Genomic DNA, 16,358 nt, shown 5'->3' on the forward strand with positions numbered 1-16,358 from the left:
GCACCTGAGCTGACTGGCACCTGAAGGGGAGGGGCCCCGTCCTTTCGGAAAGGGCCCCTCCGGCAGTGGCTGGCCGGCTGTTACTGCGAGAAGTCGATGCTCGACAGCAGCTCCTTGTAGAAGGCGTCCTCGGCGACGAGCGCCTCGCCGAACGCCGTCGGCCCGGCATAGTCCAGTTCCGTCAGCGTCTGCGCGGCATAGTTCGTCATGGTCTGTCCCTCGATGGCCTTGCGCACCGCGTCCGAGAATGCCTCGACCACCTCGTCCGGCGTTCCGGCGGGCGCCCAGAAACCGATATTGGCGGGAAGCGCCAGGTCGACGCCGCCCTCGATGAGCGTCGGCAGGTCCGGTGCCAGCTTGGCCCGGGTCGCACCGAGCTGGGCCAGGGCCACCAGCTTGCCGCCCTCGACCTGCGGCAGGATCGCTGCGGCGAAGCCGAGCACCAGGTCGACCTCCCCGGCAACGGCGGAGGCAACGGCAGGCGTCACGCCCTTGAAGGGGATGTGGAACAGGTCGATGCCGGCGGCCCGGGCAACGGCTTCCGCCGCGATATGGGTCGCCCCGCCGGTGCCGGCGCTGCCGTAGCTGACCTTGTCGGGATTTGCCTTGGCGTAGGCGACCATCTCTTCCAGGGTCGCGAACGGCGCGCCGACGCGGGCGGCCATGACATTGGGTCCGACCGCGACGCGGGCGACCGCGCGCAGCGCATCGAAGCCATAGGGAAGCTCGCGCTGATGCGGCGCGACGGTCTGCACCGAGCTGACCGCGAACAGCAGCGTATAGCCGTCCGGATCGGCATTGGCGACGAAGGCCCCGCCGATGGTGCCGCCCGCGCCGGGCTTGGTTTCCACGACCACGGGCTGGCCGAGGTTTTCGGAAACGTCCCTGGCAAGGGTGCGGGCGAGCGTGTCCGTGCCCCCCGGCGAATACGGCACGATGACGGTGATCGGGCGCGTCGGATAGTCCGCGGCAAGGGCCGCAGCGCCTCCCGCGATGATGGCCAATCCGCTCAGTAGTCCTGTCAGCAGCTTCCTCATGACATCCTCCCTTGGTTGAACAATATGCCGTGATCTAGTGGGATTTCTGGTACTTCGCTTCGAACGCCTCGAGCGTCAGCAATTGCGCCTCGAGCTTTCGGGCGCTGTCGTAGTCCATCAGCGACATGATCTCGTCGATGCCCACAAGCAGGTCGGGCCGGTCGATCGGCTCGCCGGTTGCGACGACCTGCTGCATCAGTTCCAGCGCAGTGCGCATGCCCATGATTGCGGCGGCCGGCAGCATGCGCGGCAGGCTGATGCGGCGCACGCCGAGCTGCTTCAGCCGCGGCAGCGGGATCAGGGGGGTGGTCGGGCGGCTGCGAATGCCGAAGCCCATGTTCACCGAGACCGGGACGGCGGATGCGGCCACGACCCGGCCGATGGTCTCCTCGGAATTCACCGCATCGACGAAGATCACGTCGGCGCCGGCCTCGACATAGGCGCGCACGCGCCGCTCGACGCCTTCGATGCCCTCGACCGCGAGCGCGTCGGTGCGGGCGATGATGACGAAGTCGTCGTCGCTTCGCGCAAGGCACGCCGCCTCGATCTTCTTCTGCATCTCCGCCGTGCCGACGACTTCCTTGCCCGGCATGTGGCCGCATCGCTTCGGACTGACCTGGTCCTCGATGTTGATGCCGACGGCGCCGATCGCCTCGAATTCCCGCACGGTATGGAAGACATTGACGGGATTGCCGTAGCCCGTGTCGGCGTCGCAGGTCACCGGGACCGACACGGCCCGCACGATGGCCCGGCACTGGTCGAGGTTCTCGCTCAGGCCCATGATGCCCATGTCGGCGATGCCCATCCGCGAGTTGGAAATCGCCGCCCCGCTCGTCGCCACGGTCTTGTAGCCGGCAGCTTCGGCCAGCCGCGCGCTGTATCCGTCATAGGCGCCGGGACTGACGATCAGGTCGTCTCCCGCCAGCATCTCCCTGTAGATCCGAGCCTTTGTCTTTGTCATGTGGTCCGCCCGTTTGGCCCGCGCCCGGAAGCGCGGACGCTCGTTCCTAAAAGTGTCAACACTATTGCTTCGCCGAAATCGACTGTCAACAGTCTGTTTCAGGCCTCCGGCGCCTTGGTCCGTGGCGCGTCGGAACGGTATGCGCAGGCTGCCTCCCGAAAAATCACGGATAGCCAGCAAAATCGGGGGTTTGACCCGATCTCTGCGGAGTGCTCCCAGGCCGCAAGATCCGGACGATCTTTCGGAGTTCATGACAAACTGTTGACAGTTTTGCGGGTGGATGCGAGACATGTCCGCATCGTGCTACCGGGAGGGGCAGACGGGCGATCTCAGGAAGGATCGCCGTCGGAGCACTCGAAGCCGCTGGGAGGCAAGACGTCCGATGGGTCTTGGAAAGCCGCAGGTCATTGCAGCACTTCTGTTTTCGCTCGTGGGCGCGGGGGCTCTGGCGCTCGCTGCGTCCTATCCCATGGGCACGCTGACGCGCATGGAAGCCGGGTTCTTTCCGGTGATGCTGAGTCTTTCGCTGATCGTGCTGGCGCTGGTCGCCGCGATCCAGGACCGCAACGCAAGCGCCGAGCCGGTCGGCATCCGCCTCTGGCCCTTCGTCTGCATCATGGGCGGCATCGCCTTGTGGGCCCTGCTGATCGAGCGGGCCGGTTTCTTCGCCGCCACGTTCCTGCTCACCGTGTGCACGGCCGCTGCCGAGGTCGAGAACACGATCCTGCGCGGCATCGTTCTCGCCGCCTGCGTCTCGCTGGGCGGCTATGCGCTGTTCGTGCTCGGTCTCGGCATCCCGCTCACCCCGTTCGGAAGATAACCCATGGATCTCGTCTCCGGGCTTTCTCTCGGTGTCCAGACGGCCGTCACCTTCGACGGCTTGCTGTTCTGCTTCGTCGGCGTCTCGATCGGCATGTTCATCGGCGTGCTTCCGGGCATCGGTCCGCTCGCCGCCGTCGCGATGGTCCTGCCGATCACCTACCATCTCGAGCCGCTCAGCGCGTTGATCATGCTGGCCGGCATCTTCTACGGCGCCCAGTACGGCGGATCGACCGCCTCGATCCTGCTCAACCTGCCCGGCACCTCGACCACGGCGGTGACCGCGCTGGACGGCTACCCGATGACCCGGCAGGGCCGGGCCGGCGTCGCGCTGTTCATCACCACGATCACCTCCTTCGCAGGCGGGTGTTTCGCCATCGTCCTGCTGATGAGCTTCGCCCCGGCGCTCGGCCGGATGGCGCTCGAGTTCTCCTCGGCCGAGTATTTCTCCATCATGCTGCTGGGCCTGGTGGCCGCGGCGACCATGGCCATCGGCTCGCCGTTGAAGGGCATGGTCTCGGTGACCGCCGGGCTGCTGCTGGCGATGGTCGGGATCGACAGCACCTCGGGCGATGTGCGCTACACGTTCGGGATTCTCGAGTTGCAGGACGGCCTCAATCTCGTCGCCATGGCGATGGGCCTGTTCGGTGTGGCCGAGATCCTGAAGAATGCCGGCCTGCCGGAACGTGCGGCAAAGGACATCGCCAAGGTTCGGGTCCGCGACCTGCTGCCCACCCGCGCGGACATGGCCCTGACCTGGAAGCCGACCCTGCGCGGGTCGGTCATCGGCTCCTTCATCGGGGTGTTGCCCGGCGCCGGGCCGACGCTGGCCGCCTTTCTCGCCTATGCGGTGGAGAAGCGGGTGTCGAAGACGCCCGAGCGGTTCGGACACGGCGCGATCGAGGGGATCTCCTCGCCCGAGGCCGCCAACAATGCCTCGACCCAGGCGGCGTTCATCCCGACCCTTGCGCTCGGCATTCCCGGCGACGCCACCATGGCCGTGCTGATGGGAGCGATGATGATCCACGGCATCGTGCCGCGGCCGGAGTTCTTCACCACCAATGCGGATCTGTTCTGGGGGCTCGTCGTCAGCTTCTGGATCGGCAACCTGATGCTGCTTGTTCTCAACATTCCGCTGATCGGCCTCTGGGTCCGGATGCTGACCATTCCCAAGCGCATCCTGTTCCCCGCCGTCATCTTCTTCATCTGCGTCGGTGTCTACAGCGTCAACAACAACCCGTTCGACGTCCTGATGGTGATGGTGTTCGGCGTCATCGGCTATTTCATGAACCTCTACCAGTACCCGACGGCGCCGCTGCTGATGGGCTTCATCCTGGGGCCCCTGATCGAGCAGCATTTCCGCCGGGCGCTGCTGTTCTCGCGCGGCGACCTGACCACCTTTGTCGACAGGCCGATCAGCGCCGCCTTCCTGGCGGTGACGGCCCTGCTGCTGATATCGCTGGTCGTGCCGGCCCTGCGCAAGCGCCGGGAGCCGGTGGGCAGCGCCAGCGAGGCGGAGTAGCCGCCTCGCAGCGCCCGCCGTGGGGCGATTGCCGGCCGCAGCCCGCAAAAGGGTCGGTGGCCGGCAGTGCCTGCCCCGGTCCTGCCCCGATCGTATCGGGCACGTCGGTTTGGGAACGGTGAATTAAGGAAAGCGTAGGTGTTTTACCCGATCCTTGGGGCCATCTCTCGAGGATTTTCCCGTGCGCTTTTTCATTTGCCTCTTTACGGAGCACGATCTCCGGCTGGTTGCCCTGGCTGCGGTGATCTGCGTTCTCGGCGCATGGATCTCGGTGCGCCTGTTCTTGCGCACCCGCGCGGCCGAGCGCGAGGCCCGGCCCTTCTGGGTCTTTCTCGGCTCCGTCGCCGCCGGCTCCACCATCTGGTGCACCCATTTCGTCGCCATGCTCGCCTACCGGCCGGGCGTTCCCGTCTCCTACGATCCGGCGCTGACCGGCGTGTCGCTGCTGATCGCGGTCGTCTCCGCCTCGCTCGCCCTGGTGGTCGCCTCCGGCCGCGGCCGCTTCGCGCCGGTGATCGGCGGCGGCCTGTTCGGGGCCGGCGTCGCCGTCATGCACTACACGGGCATGGCCGCCTTCAGCATCGACGGCGCGATCGTCTGGGACGCGACCTATGTGGCCGTCTCGCTCGTGCTGTCGCTGGCGCTGGGCGCGGCGGCCTTTTTCGCCGTCACCCGCGAGCACGCCGACCCGCACTCGCGCGAGCTGCTCGGCACCGCGCTGCTGACGGCCTCCATCGTCGCGCTGCATTTCACCGGCATGGCGGCGGTCGGCATCGTTCCGGCCGTGCCGGTCCCGGGCGGCGCCACCAGCGAAGATGCCTATGGCGCGCTGGCGGTGGCGGTTGCCGGCGTCGGCCTGCTGGTGCTCGGCACCGGCCTTGCCAGCCAGCTGCTCGACCGCCAGGCGACCCTTCGCGCCAGGGCCCGCACCAAGCACATCCTGGAAAGCTCCGTCGACGGCATCGTCATCGAGACGGCCGGGCGCATCGTCGATTGCAACGAGGCCTTCATCCTGCTCAGCGGCCTGGAGCGCGAAGCGGTGGTCGGGCGCACCTTCGCCGAGCTGGTGCCGCGCGCGCCGGCCGCCGTCGACCAGCTGGTGCGCGCGACGCTGATCACCGCGTCCGGCGCGACCCTTCCCGTGGAGGTCGCGGCGCGCGACGACCGCTACGACCGCGACGAGTTCGGCGCCACCCGTTTCTACTCGGTGCGCGACCTGCGCCAGCGCCTGGCGCAGGAAGAGAAGATCACCTATCTCGCCAGCTTCGACAATCTGACCGGCCTGCCGAACCGCTCCTCCTTCCTGGAGCATCTCGACGGCCAGATCGAGACGCGCCCGGCCAGTTCCCGCATCGCGCTCTTCGCCATCGACCTCGACCGCTTCAAGGAAGTCAACGACGTGCACGGCCATGCGGCCGGCGACCATGTGCTGCGGGTGCTGTCGGAGCGCATGCGCTCCGCGGTCGGCAAGGAGGCCTTCGTCGCCCGGCTCGGCGGCGACGAGTTCGTCGCCACCGCCCTGGTTCAGGACCGCGAGCAGGCGCTCGGCATCGCCTCGCGGCTGGAGCGCGAGCTCTTCGCCACCGTGCCTTACGACCATGCGGATCTGATCTGCGGCGCTTCCATCGGCATCTCGATCTTCCCCGACGATGCGGCGAGCCCGGCGACCCTCATGAACAATGCCGACCTTGCCATGTACCGGGCCAAGGGCTCGCACGGCGAGGCGATCTGCTTCTACGAGGAGGAGATGGACGAGCGCGTGCGCGAGCGCCGCGCCATGGCGCTGCAGCTGCGCACCGCACTGGCGGAAGGGCAGTTCTTCCTGGTCTTCCAGCCGCAGGTCTCGATCAGCGACAACGCGGTGACCGGCTACGAGGCCTTGCTGCGCTGGCGCCATCCGGAGCGCGGCGTGGTCCAGCCGATGGAGTTCATCCCCATCGCCGAGGACACCGGCCTGATCCTGCCCATCGGCGAGTGGGTGCTGCGCACCGCCTGCCGCGAGGCCGCCTCCTGGGACACTCCGCTGAAGGTTGCGGTGAACGTCTCGGCGCTGCAGGTCGGCAGCATCGACATGCCCGACATCATCCATGGCATCCTGATGGAGACCGGCCTGCCGCCCCAGCGCCTGGAGGTGGAGATCACCGAGACCTCCCTGATCCAGGATGCGGAGCGCACCTTGCACATCCTGCGAAGGATCAAGGCGATGGGCGTGTCGATCTCGATGGACGATTTCGGCATCGGCTATTCGTCCCTGTCGACCCTGCGCTCGTTCCCCTTCGACAAGATCAAGCTCGACAAGTCCTTCATGCAAGACCTCGACCGCGGGCCGCAGGCCTCGGCGATGATCCGTGCCGTGCTGGCCCTGGGCGAAAGCCTCGACATCCCGATCCTCGCGGAAGGGGTGGAGACCAGCGCCCAGCGCGATTTCCTGGCGCAGGAGGGCTGCAGCCAGATCCAGGGCTATCTCGTCGGATATCCCGCCGAAAGCACCGGCGAGACCGGCGCCGTGCCGACGAGCGAGGCCGCGGCACTGGCGCGCCTCCGGGGGTCCCGCACCGGCGACTGACGCCGCCGGCCGGCCCCCTTCGGCGGCGCGTCAGCCCCTTGCGGTGCGGCCCGGCCAGCGCTCGATGGCATAGCCCGCCTGCTTCGGCCACAGCGCCCGCGTTTCCGTGCCGAGCCGCCGCGCCGCATGCAGCGGCCAGTTCGGATCGTCCAGCGCCGCCCGGCCGAGGCCGACGAGATCGGCGCGGCCGTCGGCCACCGCTGCCGCCGCCAGCTCCGCCTCGCCCATCAGTCCCACCGCCATCACCGGCAGGCCGGCATCCTCGCGGATCTGCGTCGCCCAGGGCAGGTACATGCCCGGCCCGATCGCAAAGCGCGAGCCGGTGAAGCCGCCGGCCGACACGTCGATGACGTCGACGCCGCGCTCGCGCACTTCGCGGGCAAAGGCGACGCTGTCCTCGATGGTGCGGCCGCCCTCCAGCCCGTCGACGGCCGACAGGCGCAGGAACAGCGGCATGTCGTCCGGCATCGCCGCGCGCACCGCCTCCACCACCTTGAGCGGGAAGCGCATGCGGTTCTCGGCCGTGCCGCCATAGGCGTCCTCGCGCCGGTTGGACAGCGGCGACAGGAACTGGTTGAGCAGGTAGCCGTGCGCGGCGTGGATCTCGATCAGCTGGAAGCCGGCTTCGACCGCGCGCCGTGTGGCCGCGGCCCAGGCCTCGACCTCCGCCGCGATATCGTCTTCGCTCAGGGCACGCGGCATCGGCGCGTCCTCGGCATGGGGCAGGGCGGAGGGCGCCACCGGCTGCCAGTGCTCGGCATCGGCCTCGCGCTCGTCGGTGCCCATCAGCCAGGGCGGGATCGACGAGGCCTTGCGGCCGGCGTGGGCCAGCTGGATGCCGGCCACCGCCCCTTGCGCGCGCAGCAGCGCGGTGATCCGCGCCATGCCGGCGATCTGGGCGTCGTCCCACAGGCCCGGGCAGCCATAGGTGATGCGCCCGTCGGCCGTCACGGCGGTCGCCTCGACGATCACCGTGCCGAAGCCGCCCAGTGCGAAGCGGCCGAGATGCACGAGGTGATAGTCGCCGACAAGGCCGCCGCGCGCCGAATACTGGCACATCGGCGAGACGACGAAGCGGTTGGGCAGGGTCAGCCCGCGCAAGGCGAGGGGCGACAAGAGATCGGTCATCGAATGTCCTTCCTGGCGATCCGGACCGCACGGGCCGTCGCCCCGCACCATCCCCGCCGCGCCGGGCGGCATCGCGGGGGATGCGGGCGCGCGTCGCCTCGAAAGGGCAAGACCATGGGGGAGGGAGAGGGGATGGGCCGGCGGATCGGTTTCGCGTTTCGTTTCGCGTTTCGTTTTCCGGCCGAGTAGATGACGACCGGCCCCCGCTTGTCCAGTGGGCAGCGGTTGCGGGGGGGGGGGGCGTCAGCGCCCGCGGCAGATCCGTATGCCGGGGTCCTCGCCGTCCTGCGTCTCCCAGTCCTGCAACTGCAGGGCGATGGGCGCGAAGGAGATCTTGCGCTCGTTCACCACCCCGCGCCCGGTCAGGAGATTGAGGTCGCAGCTCAGCGGCTCCTCCTCCTGCAGCGTGTCGTAGGAATTGAAGGTCAGCCCGGCAACGACGAATCGTCCGTCGCGATGGGCGAGCGAGATCGTGTGCTCCCACCGGTTTCGGCCGATGGCGGAGTTCTGCGTGGTGATGGCGATGGAGCCGTTGGCAAGCGCCTTGATCGAGGGCTCCTGGCCGAAGGCGGCCGTGTCGCCGCCGCGCCCGCCCCAGATCTTGTCCGGAACGGCGAGTACCAAGGTCAGCAGGCTGCCGTTCGTCGCCTCCTCGCGCACATAGACATAAAGCCCGACCTGCATGTCGTCGCCGGGCGTCACGGCGAGCAGGGCAATATCCTCGCGCCCGTCCTTGTTCCAGTCGCCGACGGCGGCATCGAGCACGTCCTGCGGGCTGATGTCGCCCGCTTGGCCTGCTTGTGCACCCGTCTGCGCACTGGCCGGCCCGGCGAAGGGTACGGCCATCGCCGCGAGCAGCAGGAGGGTCGTCAGTCGCATAGTCGCTCGCACTGTTCCGCGCATTGCCAATCGCATCGGGCGTCCTTTCGCTGCCGGGCCGCCGGCCAAGGCCATATCAGCGCGTTCTGCGGCAAAAGTCAGCCGCTTGATGCCGATCAAGGCGCATATGCGCGATACCGCATAAGCAGGGGCATGCAAGCCGTTCTCTCCGCCCTCTGCGATCCGACGCGCCGCGCCTGCCTGGCGCTCCTCCTGGATGGGGGCGAGCACTGCGTGTGCGAGCTGATGGCCCGTCTCGGCGCAAGCCAGAGCCGGATGTCGCGGCACATGAAGGTGCTGCGCGAGGCCGGGATCGTCCTGGACCGGCGCGATGCGCAATGGGTGCGCTATCGCCGCAACCCGCACCTGTCGCCGGACCTGGCGGCGGTGGTCGACGCGGTGCTCGTGGCCGAAAGACACGTGCAAAGGAAAGTCGCATGACCGTCGACAGCCATCACGCCGCCAGCACGCGGCAGGCGTCCGACCGGATCTGGTATGCGGGGGTGATCCTTGCCGCCATCGCCTGGTGGGGCGCCTACAGCCAGTTGATCCCGTTCTCGGAATGGGTGACATCGCTGCTGCCGATCGACCGGGACAGCCACACGGGCGCAGCCGTCGCCTTCTTCGTCTACGACGTTCCCAAGGTCCTGCTCCTGCTGACCGCGATCGTCTTCGTCACCGGCGTGCTGCGAAGCTGGTTCAGCCCGGAAAAGACGCGGGCGATCCTGGCGGGCAAGCGCGAGGCCTGGGGCTATCCGCTGGCCGCGCTTCTCGGCGTGCTGACCCCCTTCTGCTCCTGCTCGTCGGTGCCGCTGTTCATCGGCTTCGTCTCGGCGGGCATCCCGCTCGGGGTCACGTTTTCCTTCCTGATCGCAGGGCCGATGGTCGGCCCGGTGGGGCTCGGCCTGCTGTACGGCCTGGTCGGCTGGCAGGTCGCGACGATCTATCTCGTCTTCGGCTTCACCATCGCCACGGTGGCCGGCTGGGTGCTCGGCCGCATGCGGCTGGAGCGCCATCTGCAGGACTGGGTGCGCGAGTTGAACGCCGGCCCGATCAGCGACCTGCCGGCCGAGCGCCTCACCCTTGCCGACCGGCTGAAGATCGGGCTCGAACAGGTGCGCGAGATCGTCGGCAAGGTCTGGCCCTGGGTGTTGATCGGCATCGGCATCGGCGCGTTGATCCATGGCTATGTGCCCGAGGCGATGATGCTGCGGATCATGGGCGGCGAGGCGTGGTGGTCGGTTCCCGCGGCCGTGGCCGTGGGCGTGCCGATGTACACCAACGCCGCCGGGGTCATCCCGATCGTCGAGGCGCTGCTCGGCAAGGGGGCGGCGCTCGGCACGACGCTGGCCTTCATGATGTCGGTCATCGCGCTGTCCCTGCCCGAGATGATCATCCTCAAGCAGGTGCTGACCCTTCGGCTGATCGCGATCTTCATCGCCGTCGTCGCGGCGGGCATCCTCGCCACCGGCTTTCTCTTCAACGCAATCCTTTGAAAGGACAGTTCGATGAAAACCGTCAAGGTCTACGGCCCCGGCTGCAAGCGCTGCGAAGCGACCGAGGCCATGGTGAAGGACGCCGCCGCCAGGCTCGGCATCGAGGTGGAAGTCGAAAAGGTGTCCGACCCCAGGTCCATCGCCATGGCCGGTGTCATGTCGACGCCCGGCATCTCGGTCGACGGCAGGCTGGTTCATGCCGGCGGACTGCCCGACGCGGACAAGCTGGACAGCTGGCTTTCCGGCTGAACGGAATGCACCCCGGCCGCCGGGTCGGGGGCATCTGCCGGGCGGGCGTCCTGCCGCCTCAGCCCTCCGCCGGCTCCAGCCGCACCAGGAGGCGGCCGGCCTCCACCGTGTCGCGTTCCTTTGCCGCGATCTCGGCCACCGTGCCGTCGGCCGCCGCCTTCAGCTCCATCAGGAGCTTCATCGATTCCATCACCACCAGCGTGTCGCCCTTCGCGACCCTGTCGCCCGCCGCAACGCGGATCTCGACGACGAGGCCCGGCATCGGCGCGGCGATGCGCTCGGGCGAGGCGCCGTCGCCCGCCGCCCTGTCCTGGCCGAGATCGCCGAGCGGCAGCACCGCGCAGGCGATCTCCGTGCCCGGTCCGCACAGCCAGACACGGCCGTCGTCGATCACGGCGGCAAAGCTCTCCGCCACACCCTCGCGGGCGATGCGCACCCGGTCCGGCCCCGTCCACTGTGCGGCGATCTCCTGCGTCTCGCCGTCCGTGCCGATGGTTTGCCAGCATCCGGGCCCGCGCGCTTCCAGCACGACGCGGCTCTCGGGTGCGGCCGCATCCACATAGGTCACCCGCGCCGGGCAGCCGGCCTGCGCGAGCAGGCGAAACCCGGACAGCGCCTGCCAGGGCGTTGCCGCCGCGCGCGGCCGGCTCGCAAGCGCCGCCGCCGCAAGGGTCAGATTGTCTGTCGCCGATGCCCTCCAGCCGTCCGGCCAGTTGAGGGCGATGAAATCCGTGGTGACCTTGCCGCTGGCGAAATCCGGCGAGGCCAGTGCGTCGCGCAGGAACAGCCGCGTGGTGGCGAGCCCCGCCACCTCCAGCCGGTCGAGGCCGGAGAGCAGCTTGCGCCGCGCCGCGTCCCGGTCGGGCCCGTGGGCGATCAGCTTGGCGATCATGGAATCGTACGCCGCGCCGATCTCCGCCCCCGGCTCGATGCCGGCATCGCAGCGCAGTTCCGCAGGCGGCGACCACAACAGCACCTTGCCGGTGTCCGGGCGAAAGCCGGCGCTGGCGTCCTCCGCCGTCAGCCGCGCCTGGATCGCGTGGCCGTTGCAGGCGATGTCGTCCTGTGTGAGGGCCAGCTTCTCGCCGGCCGCCGCGCGCAGCTGCAGCTCCACAAGGTCGAGCCCGGTGATCTCCTCGGTCACCGTATGCTCCACCTGCAGCCGCGTGTTCATCTCCAGGAAGTGGACCTCCTGCGTGACCGCATCCATCACGAACTCGACCGTGCCGGCGCTGTCGTAGCCGATGGCCCGGCCGAGCCTGAGCGCTGCCTCGAACAGCCGCTCGCGGGTCTGGGGCAGGAGGCCCGGCGCGGGTGCTTCCTCGATCAGCTTCTGGTGGTTGCGCTGCACCGAGCAGTCGCGCTCGAACAGGTGCAGCAAGGTGCCGTGCCTGTCGCCGATCAGCTGCACTTCCACATGGCGCGGATTGCGCACCAGCTTTTCGATGAGCAGCCGCCCGTCGCCGAAGGCCCGCTCGGCCTCCGTGCGGGCAGCGCCGATGGCAGCTAGGAGCCCCGCCTCGTCGTGGACGGCGCGCATGCCTTTGCCGCCGCCGCCCGCCGACGCCTTGACCATCACCGGCAGGCCGATCTCGCGCGCGGCCCGCGCAAGGTTGTCTGTCGATTGGTCTTCGTCGCCAGTTCCGGGGCCGCTAGTGCCGGGAATGCAGGGCACGCCGGCGTCTTCGGCCAGGCGCTTCGCCTCGATCTTGGCGCCCATCGCCGTGATCGCCCGCGCATTCGGCCCGACGAAGGCGATGCCGTTTTCCTCGCAGGCCCGCGCCAGTTCCGGCCGCTCGGACAGGAAGCCGTAGCCGGGGTGGATCGCGCCGGCCCCGGTGGCCTTGGCCGCCGCCATGATCCGGTCGAGGCGCAGGTAGCTGTCGCTTGCCGCCGCCCCGCCGATGGCGATTGCCCGGTCGGCCATCTTCACATGCAGCGCGTCCCGGTCGGCATCGGAATGCACGGCGATGGTGGCGAGCCCCATGCGCCGCGCGGTGCGGATGATGCGGCAGGCGATCTCGCCGCGATTGGCAATCAGCAGGCTGTCGAACATGGTGCGCCTCACATCCTGTAGACCGGCCGCGGGCCGGTGTCCTTGTCGCCGCCCGCGCCCAGCGCCAGGCACAGGCCCAGCACGTCGCGGGTCTGGTCGGGTTCGATCAACCCGTCGTCCCACAGCCGCGCGGTGGCGTAATAGGGATCGCTCTGCTCCTCGAACTGGGCGCGGGTGCGCCGGTCGAGCTCGGCGATCTCCGCTTCGTTCGCTTGCGATTTCAGGCTGGCCCGGCGCAGCTCCGTCACCACGGTCGCGGCGACATCCGGGCTCATCGTCGCGATGCGGGCATTGGGCCAGGAGAACAGGAAGCGCGGGCGGAAGCCGCGTCCGCACATGCCGTAATTGCCGGCGCCGTACGAGCCGCCGACGATCACCGTGTATTTCGGCACGCGCGCATTGGAGACGGCATAGACGAGCTTGGCCGAATGCTTGGCGATGCCGCCGCGCTCGGCCTCGGTGCCGACCATGAAGCCGGTGATGTTCTGCAGGAACAGCAGCGGGATCTGGCGCTGGTCGCACAGCTCGATGAAATGCGCACCCTTCAGCGCGCTTTCGGAAAACAGCGCCCCGTCATTGGCCAGGATCCCGACCGGGTAGCCATGGATATGGGCAAAGCCGGTGATCAGCGTCGCGCCATAGTCGGGCTTGAATTCGGCGAGCTGCGATCCGTCGACCATCGAGCGGATCAGCGCGCGCATGTCGGCCGGGCGCTTCAGGTCCACCGGCGCATGCTCGGACGGGCGCCCGGCGGCGACGAGCGGCGCCAAGGCCTCGCGCGGCGGCGGCGTCACCTTGCGGCCCTCGCCCAGATTGGCGACGATCTCGCGCAGCATGCGCATGGCGCTTTCCTCGTCGGGCGCGACGTGGTCGCTGACGCCGGAGACGGTGGTGTGCATGTCGGCGCCGCCCAGCGTCTCGCCGTCGACGATCTCGTTGATCGCCGCCTTGACGATGGGCGGGCCGCCGAGATGAATGCGGCCCGTGCCGCGCACCATGATCACCTGGTCGCTCAGCGCCGGGATATAGGCGCCGCCCGCGGTGCAGCCGCCGAAGACGACGGAGATCTGCGGCAGGCCGGCCGCCGACATCTGGCACTGGCGCCAGAACGCCCCGCCGAAATGGTCCTTGTCGGGAAACACCCGGTCCTGCTCGGGCAGGAAGGCGCCGCCGCAATCGACGAGGTAGATGCAGGGGAGGGCATGTTCCTCCGCGATCTCCTGGGCGCGCGAATGCTTGCGCACCGTTTCGGCGAAGAACGAGCCGCCCTTCACCGTGGCATCGTTGGCGATCAGCATGCAGGGCCGGTCGTGGATCAGGCCGATGCCGGTGACTAGCCCCGCCCCCGGCACCTCGCCGCCATAGAGCCCGTGCGCGGCCAGCGGCGACAGTTCCAGGAAGGCGGTGCCGGGATCGAGCGCCAGCTCGATGCGCTCGCGCACGAAGATCTTGCCGCGCTCCGCGTGGCGGGCGCGGAATTTCTCGCCGCCGCCTTGCGCCGCCGCCGCCTGCACCTGTCTCAGTGCGGCCACCAGGTCGTCCATGCCTGCCACGAGCTGCTCCTCCCGTTTGCATCGCCTCGCCCGGTTCAGGGGGCGGCCGGTTCAGGGGCCGGCCGGTTTCCCGTCTGTCGCCGGTCCCGGTCAAGCGATTGACAATCTACCTAACGGCCGTTAGAAAATATGTCAACTGGACGGGAGCCGGCGCGGTCGCCGCCCACCACGGCCAGGCAATCGTGAGGGGAGGGATCGAATGACAGCTTCCGGTTTCGATGTGACGAGCGCCAGCGACGTCTTCTTCGAGGAAGAACACAAGATGCTGCGCGATCAGGTGCGCCGCTTCGTCGAGGAGGAGATCAAACCGCATGCCGACCAGTGGGAGGCGGACGGCGCCACCCCGCGCGAGCTGCTGCGCAAGATGGGCGCGCTCGGCTTCTTCGGCATCCGCTATCCGCAAGCCTATGGCGGCAGCGCCATGGACGAGCGCGCCACCGTCGTCCTGTCGGAGGAGCTCGGCCGCTCGACCTATGCCGGCGTTGCCATCACCGCGCTGGTCCACACGGACATGGCCTCGGTCCATCTCTTCAACGCCGGCAACGACGCCCAGAAGGCGAAATACATGCCCGGCATCGTCAGCGGCGAGATCATCACCGCCATCGGCGTCACCGAGCCGGACGCCGGCTCCGACGTCAAGGGCATCCGCACCACCGCCCGCCGCGAGGGCGACCATTACGTGCTGAACGGCACCAAGACCTTCATCACCAACGGCGTGCTGGCCGATGTCTACTGCATCGCCGCCAAGACCGGCGGCGACGGGCCGGCCAGCAAGGCGGTGACCATGTTCATCATTGAGAAGGGCATGGCCGGCTTCACCGTCTCGCGCGCCCTCGACAAGCACGGCTGGCGCAGCTCCGACACCGCCGAGCTCTCCTTCGTCGATGTCCGCGTGCCGGCCGAGAACGTGCTCGGCGAGGAGGGGCGCGGCTTCTACGAGATCATGAAGAACTTCCAGAACGAGCGCCTGGTGCTCGGCGCCATGGCGATGGGCGAGGCCCAGGCCGCCATCGAGCTGACGGTTGCCTATGTCCGCGACCGCAAGGCCTTCGGCGCCCCGCTCTGGGAAAAGCAGGCGATCCGCCAGCGCCTCGCCATGCTGTCGGCGCGGGTCGAGGCGGCCCGGCAGATGGTCTACGCCACCGCCGTCCGCAGCGCCCGCGGCGAGCAGCTGGTGCGCGAGGTCTCGATGATCAAGGCGCTGTGCGGCGAGCTGGTCAACGAGGTCATGTATGCCTGCGTCCAGTTCCACGGCGGCATGGGCTTCATGCGCGAGAGCACCATCGAGCGCATGTCGCGCGATGCCCGCGTCCAGTCGATCGGCGGCGGTGCGACCGAGGTGATGCTGGAGGAAGTCGCCAAGCGCATGTGACGTTGATGCGCGCCTTGGTGCCGGACACCGGCTTCGGCCGTCCGCACCCTTGCAAAGGGCGAGCACTTGCGAAACATATGCCTCTCGCTCTCGCAGGACCCGCCCCGTTGACCGCCTCCCGTGCCCAGCCGCAGAAGAAGACGAAGAAGGCGCTCGAGGCGCGCCAGGTCATCATGGCCGCCGCTGCCCGGATGATGCGCGAACGCGGCTATGCCGATACCTCCTTGCGCGACCTGGCGGCGGAGGTCGGCATGAAGGCCGGCAGCCTCTACTACCATTTCGCCTCCAAGGACGAGCTGGCCATCGAGGTCATGCGGCTCGGCGTGCAGCTCGTGTGCGATGCGGTCGACGAGGCGCTGGCGAAGCGGCCCGATGCCGGCCCGCGCGAGCGGATCGTCATTGCGCTCACAGTCCATCTGGAGACGCTGCTGTCGGCGAGCGACTTCGCCTCGGCCCATATCCGCTGCTACCCCTTCGTGCCGGAGGCGGTGCAGCAGGAGCTGCTGGCGACGCGCCGCAACTACGACAAGGTCTGGAGCGCGATCATCCGCGATTATCTCGGGCCGCAGGCCGACGGCCTGCGCGTCCGCTACCTGCGCCACGCCCTGATCGGTGCGCTCAACTGGTCGCTGGAATGGTTCGATCCCGCCCGCGACACCGTGCCGGGCTACGTTGCCGCGCTGGAGCGGCTGCTGCCACCAGAAACGAAAGCCTGAGGCG

Annotated in this window: 14 protein-coding genes; 8 read left to right on the forward strand and 6 right to left on the reverse strand. The window is 68.7% G+C overall.

Features of this window, described 5'->3' with window-relative positions:
• Nucleotides 1-80 precede the first annotated feature (80 nt).
• On the reverse strand, nucleotides 81-1,037 hold the full coding sequence (locus GH266_RS16105; RefSeq protein ID WP_158194733.1) for a tripartite tricarboxylate transporter substrate binding protein: 957 nt from the start codon (nucleotides 1,035-1,037) through the stop codon (nucleotides 81-83).
• 34 nt (nucleotides 1,038-1,071) lie between these two features.
• Entirely contained in the window at nucleotides 1,072-1,998 is a 927-nt protein-coding gene (locus GH266_RS16110; RefSeq protein ID WP_158194734.1) for an isocitrate lyase/PEP mutase family protein, read from the reverse strand.
• A 382-nt stretch (nucleotides 1,999-2,380) separates the two neighbouring features.
• Here GH266_RS16110 and GH266_RS16115 point away from each other — a divergent pair, with 382 nt between their 5' ends.
• From GH266_RS16115 to GH266_RS16125, 3 genes are all read left to right on the forward strand, one after another.
• Nucleotides 2,381-2,818 carry a tripartite tricarboxylate transporter TctB family protein gene (locus tag GH266_RS16115; protein WP_158194735.1) on the forward strand — a complete coding sequence of 146 codons (438 nt, stop codon included), beginning with the start codon at nucleotides 2,381-2,383 and terminating at the stop codon, nucleotides 2,816-2,818.
• 3 nt (nucleotides 2,819-2,821) lie between these two features.
• Nucleotides 2,822-4,339, forward strand: coding sequence for a tripartite tricarboxylate transporter permease (locus tag GH266_RS16120; protein ID WP_158194736.1), 1,518 nt, complete (start codon nucleotides 2,822-2,824; stop codon nucleotides 4,337-4,339).
• A 181-nt stretch (nucleotides 4,340-4,520) separates the two neighbouring features.
• Nucleotides 4,521-6,905 (forward strand): bifunctional diguanylate cyclase/phosphodiesterase, encoded by a 2,385-nt coding sequence (locus tag GH266_RS16125; RefSeq protein WP_158194737.1) that lies wholly within the window; start codon nucleotides 4,521-4,523, stop codon nucleotides 6,903-6,905.
• 30 nt (nucleotides 6,906-6,935) lie between these two features.
• On the opposite strand, the gene GH266_RS16130 is transcribed toward GH266_RS16125, so the two are convergent.
• Both GH266_RS16130 and GH266_RS16135 read right to left on the reverse strand, forming a co-directional pair.
• Entirely contained in the window at nucleotides 6,936-8,033 is a 1,098-nt protein-coding gene (locus GH266_RS16130; RefSeq protein ID WP_158194738.1) for an NADH:flavin oxidoreductase/NADH oxidase, read from the reverse strand.
• 243 nt (nucleotides 8,034-8,276) lie between these two features.
• Nucleotides 8,277-8,912 carry a hypothetical protein gene (locus GH266_RS16135; RefSeq protein WP_158194739.1) on the reverse strand — a complete coding sequence of 212 codons (636 nt, stop codon included), beginning with the start codon at nucleotides 8,910-8,912 and terminating at the stop codon, nucleotides 8,277-8,279.
• Between the two features lie 153 nt (nucleotides 8,913-9,065).
• On the opposite strand from GH266_RS16135, the gene GH266_RS16140 reads away from it, so the two are divergent.
• Genes GH266_RS16140 through GH266_RS16150 form a run of 3 tightly spaced genes read left to right on the forward strand, consistent with a single transcriptional unit; the run spans nucleotide 9,066 to nucleotide 10,657 of the window.
• Nucleotides 9,066-9,353: an ArsR/SmtB family transcription factor gene (locus tag GH266_RS16140; RefSeq protein WP_158194740.1), complete on the forward strand. Its 288-nt coding sequence runs from the start codon at nucleotides 9,066-9,068 to the stop codon at nucleotides 9,351-9,353.
• Nucleotides 9,350-10,408 carry a permease gene (locus tag GH266_RS16145; protein ID WP_158194741.1) on the forward strand — a complete coding sequence of 353 codons (1,059 nt, stop codon included), beginning with the start codon at nucleotides 9,350-9,352 and terminating at the stop codon, nucleotides 10,406-10,408. Before GH266_RS16140 ends, GH266_RS16145 begins: the two co-directional genes overlap by 4 nt.
• A 12-nt stretch (nucleotides 10,409-10,420) precedes the next feature.
• On the forward strand, nucleotides 10,421-10,657 hold the full coding sequence (locus tag GH266_RS16150; RefSeq protein WP_158194742.1) for a thioredoxin family protein: 237 nt from the start codon (nucleotides 10,421-10,423) through the stop codon (nucleotides 10,655-10,657).
• A 58-nt stretch (nucleotides 10,658-10,715) separates the two neighbouring features.
• Here the strand turns inward: GH266_RS16150 and GH266_RS16155 are convergent, their stop codons facing one another.
• Together GH266_RS16155 and GH266_RS16160 are read right to left on the reverse strand one after the other, a co-directional pair.
• Complete coding sequence (locus GH266_RS16155) at nucleotides 10,716-12,713, reverse strand: acetyl/propionyl/methylcrotonyl-CoA carboxylase subunit alpha (protein WP_158194743.1); 1,998 nt, start codon at nucleotides 12,711-12,713, stop codon at nucleotides 10,716-10,718.
• A gap of 8 nt (nucleotides 12,714-12,721) precedes the next feature.
• A complete protein-coding gene (locus GH266_RS16160) occupies nucleotides 12,722-14,257 on the reverse strand; it encodes an acyl-CoA carboxylase subunit beta (protein ID WP_158196250.1) in 1,536 nt (511 codons plus the stop codon).
• Nucleotides 14,258-14,465: 208 nt separating this feature from the next.
• Between GH266_RS16160 and GH266_RS16165 the strand changes: the two genes are divergently transcribed.
• On the forward strand, nucleotides 14,466-15,638 hold the full coding sequence (locus GH266_RS16165; protein WP_158194744.1) for an acyl-CoA dehydrogenase family protein: 1,173 nt from the start codon (nucleotides 14,466-14,468) through the stop codon (nucleotides 15,636-15,638).
• A 107-nt stretch (nucleotides 15,639-15,745) separates the two neighbouring features.
• Nucleotides 15,746-16,354 carry a TetR/AcrR family transcriptional regulator gene (locus GH266_RS16170; RefSeq protein WP_158194745.1) on the forward strand — a complete coding sequence of 203 codons (609 nt, stop codon included), beginning with the start codon at nucleotides 15,746-15,748 and terminating at the stop codon, nucleotides 16,352-16,354.
• Nucleotides 16,355-16,358: the final 4 nt, after the last annotated feature.

The sequence above is a fragment of the Stappia indica genome, from assembly GCF_009789575.1.
GTDB lineage: Bacteria > Pseudomonadota > Alphaproteobacteria > Rhizobiales > Stappiaceae > Stappia > Stappia indica_A.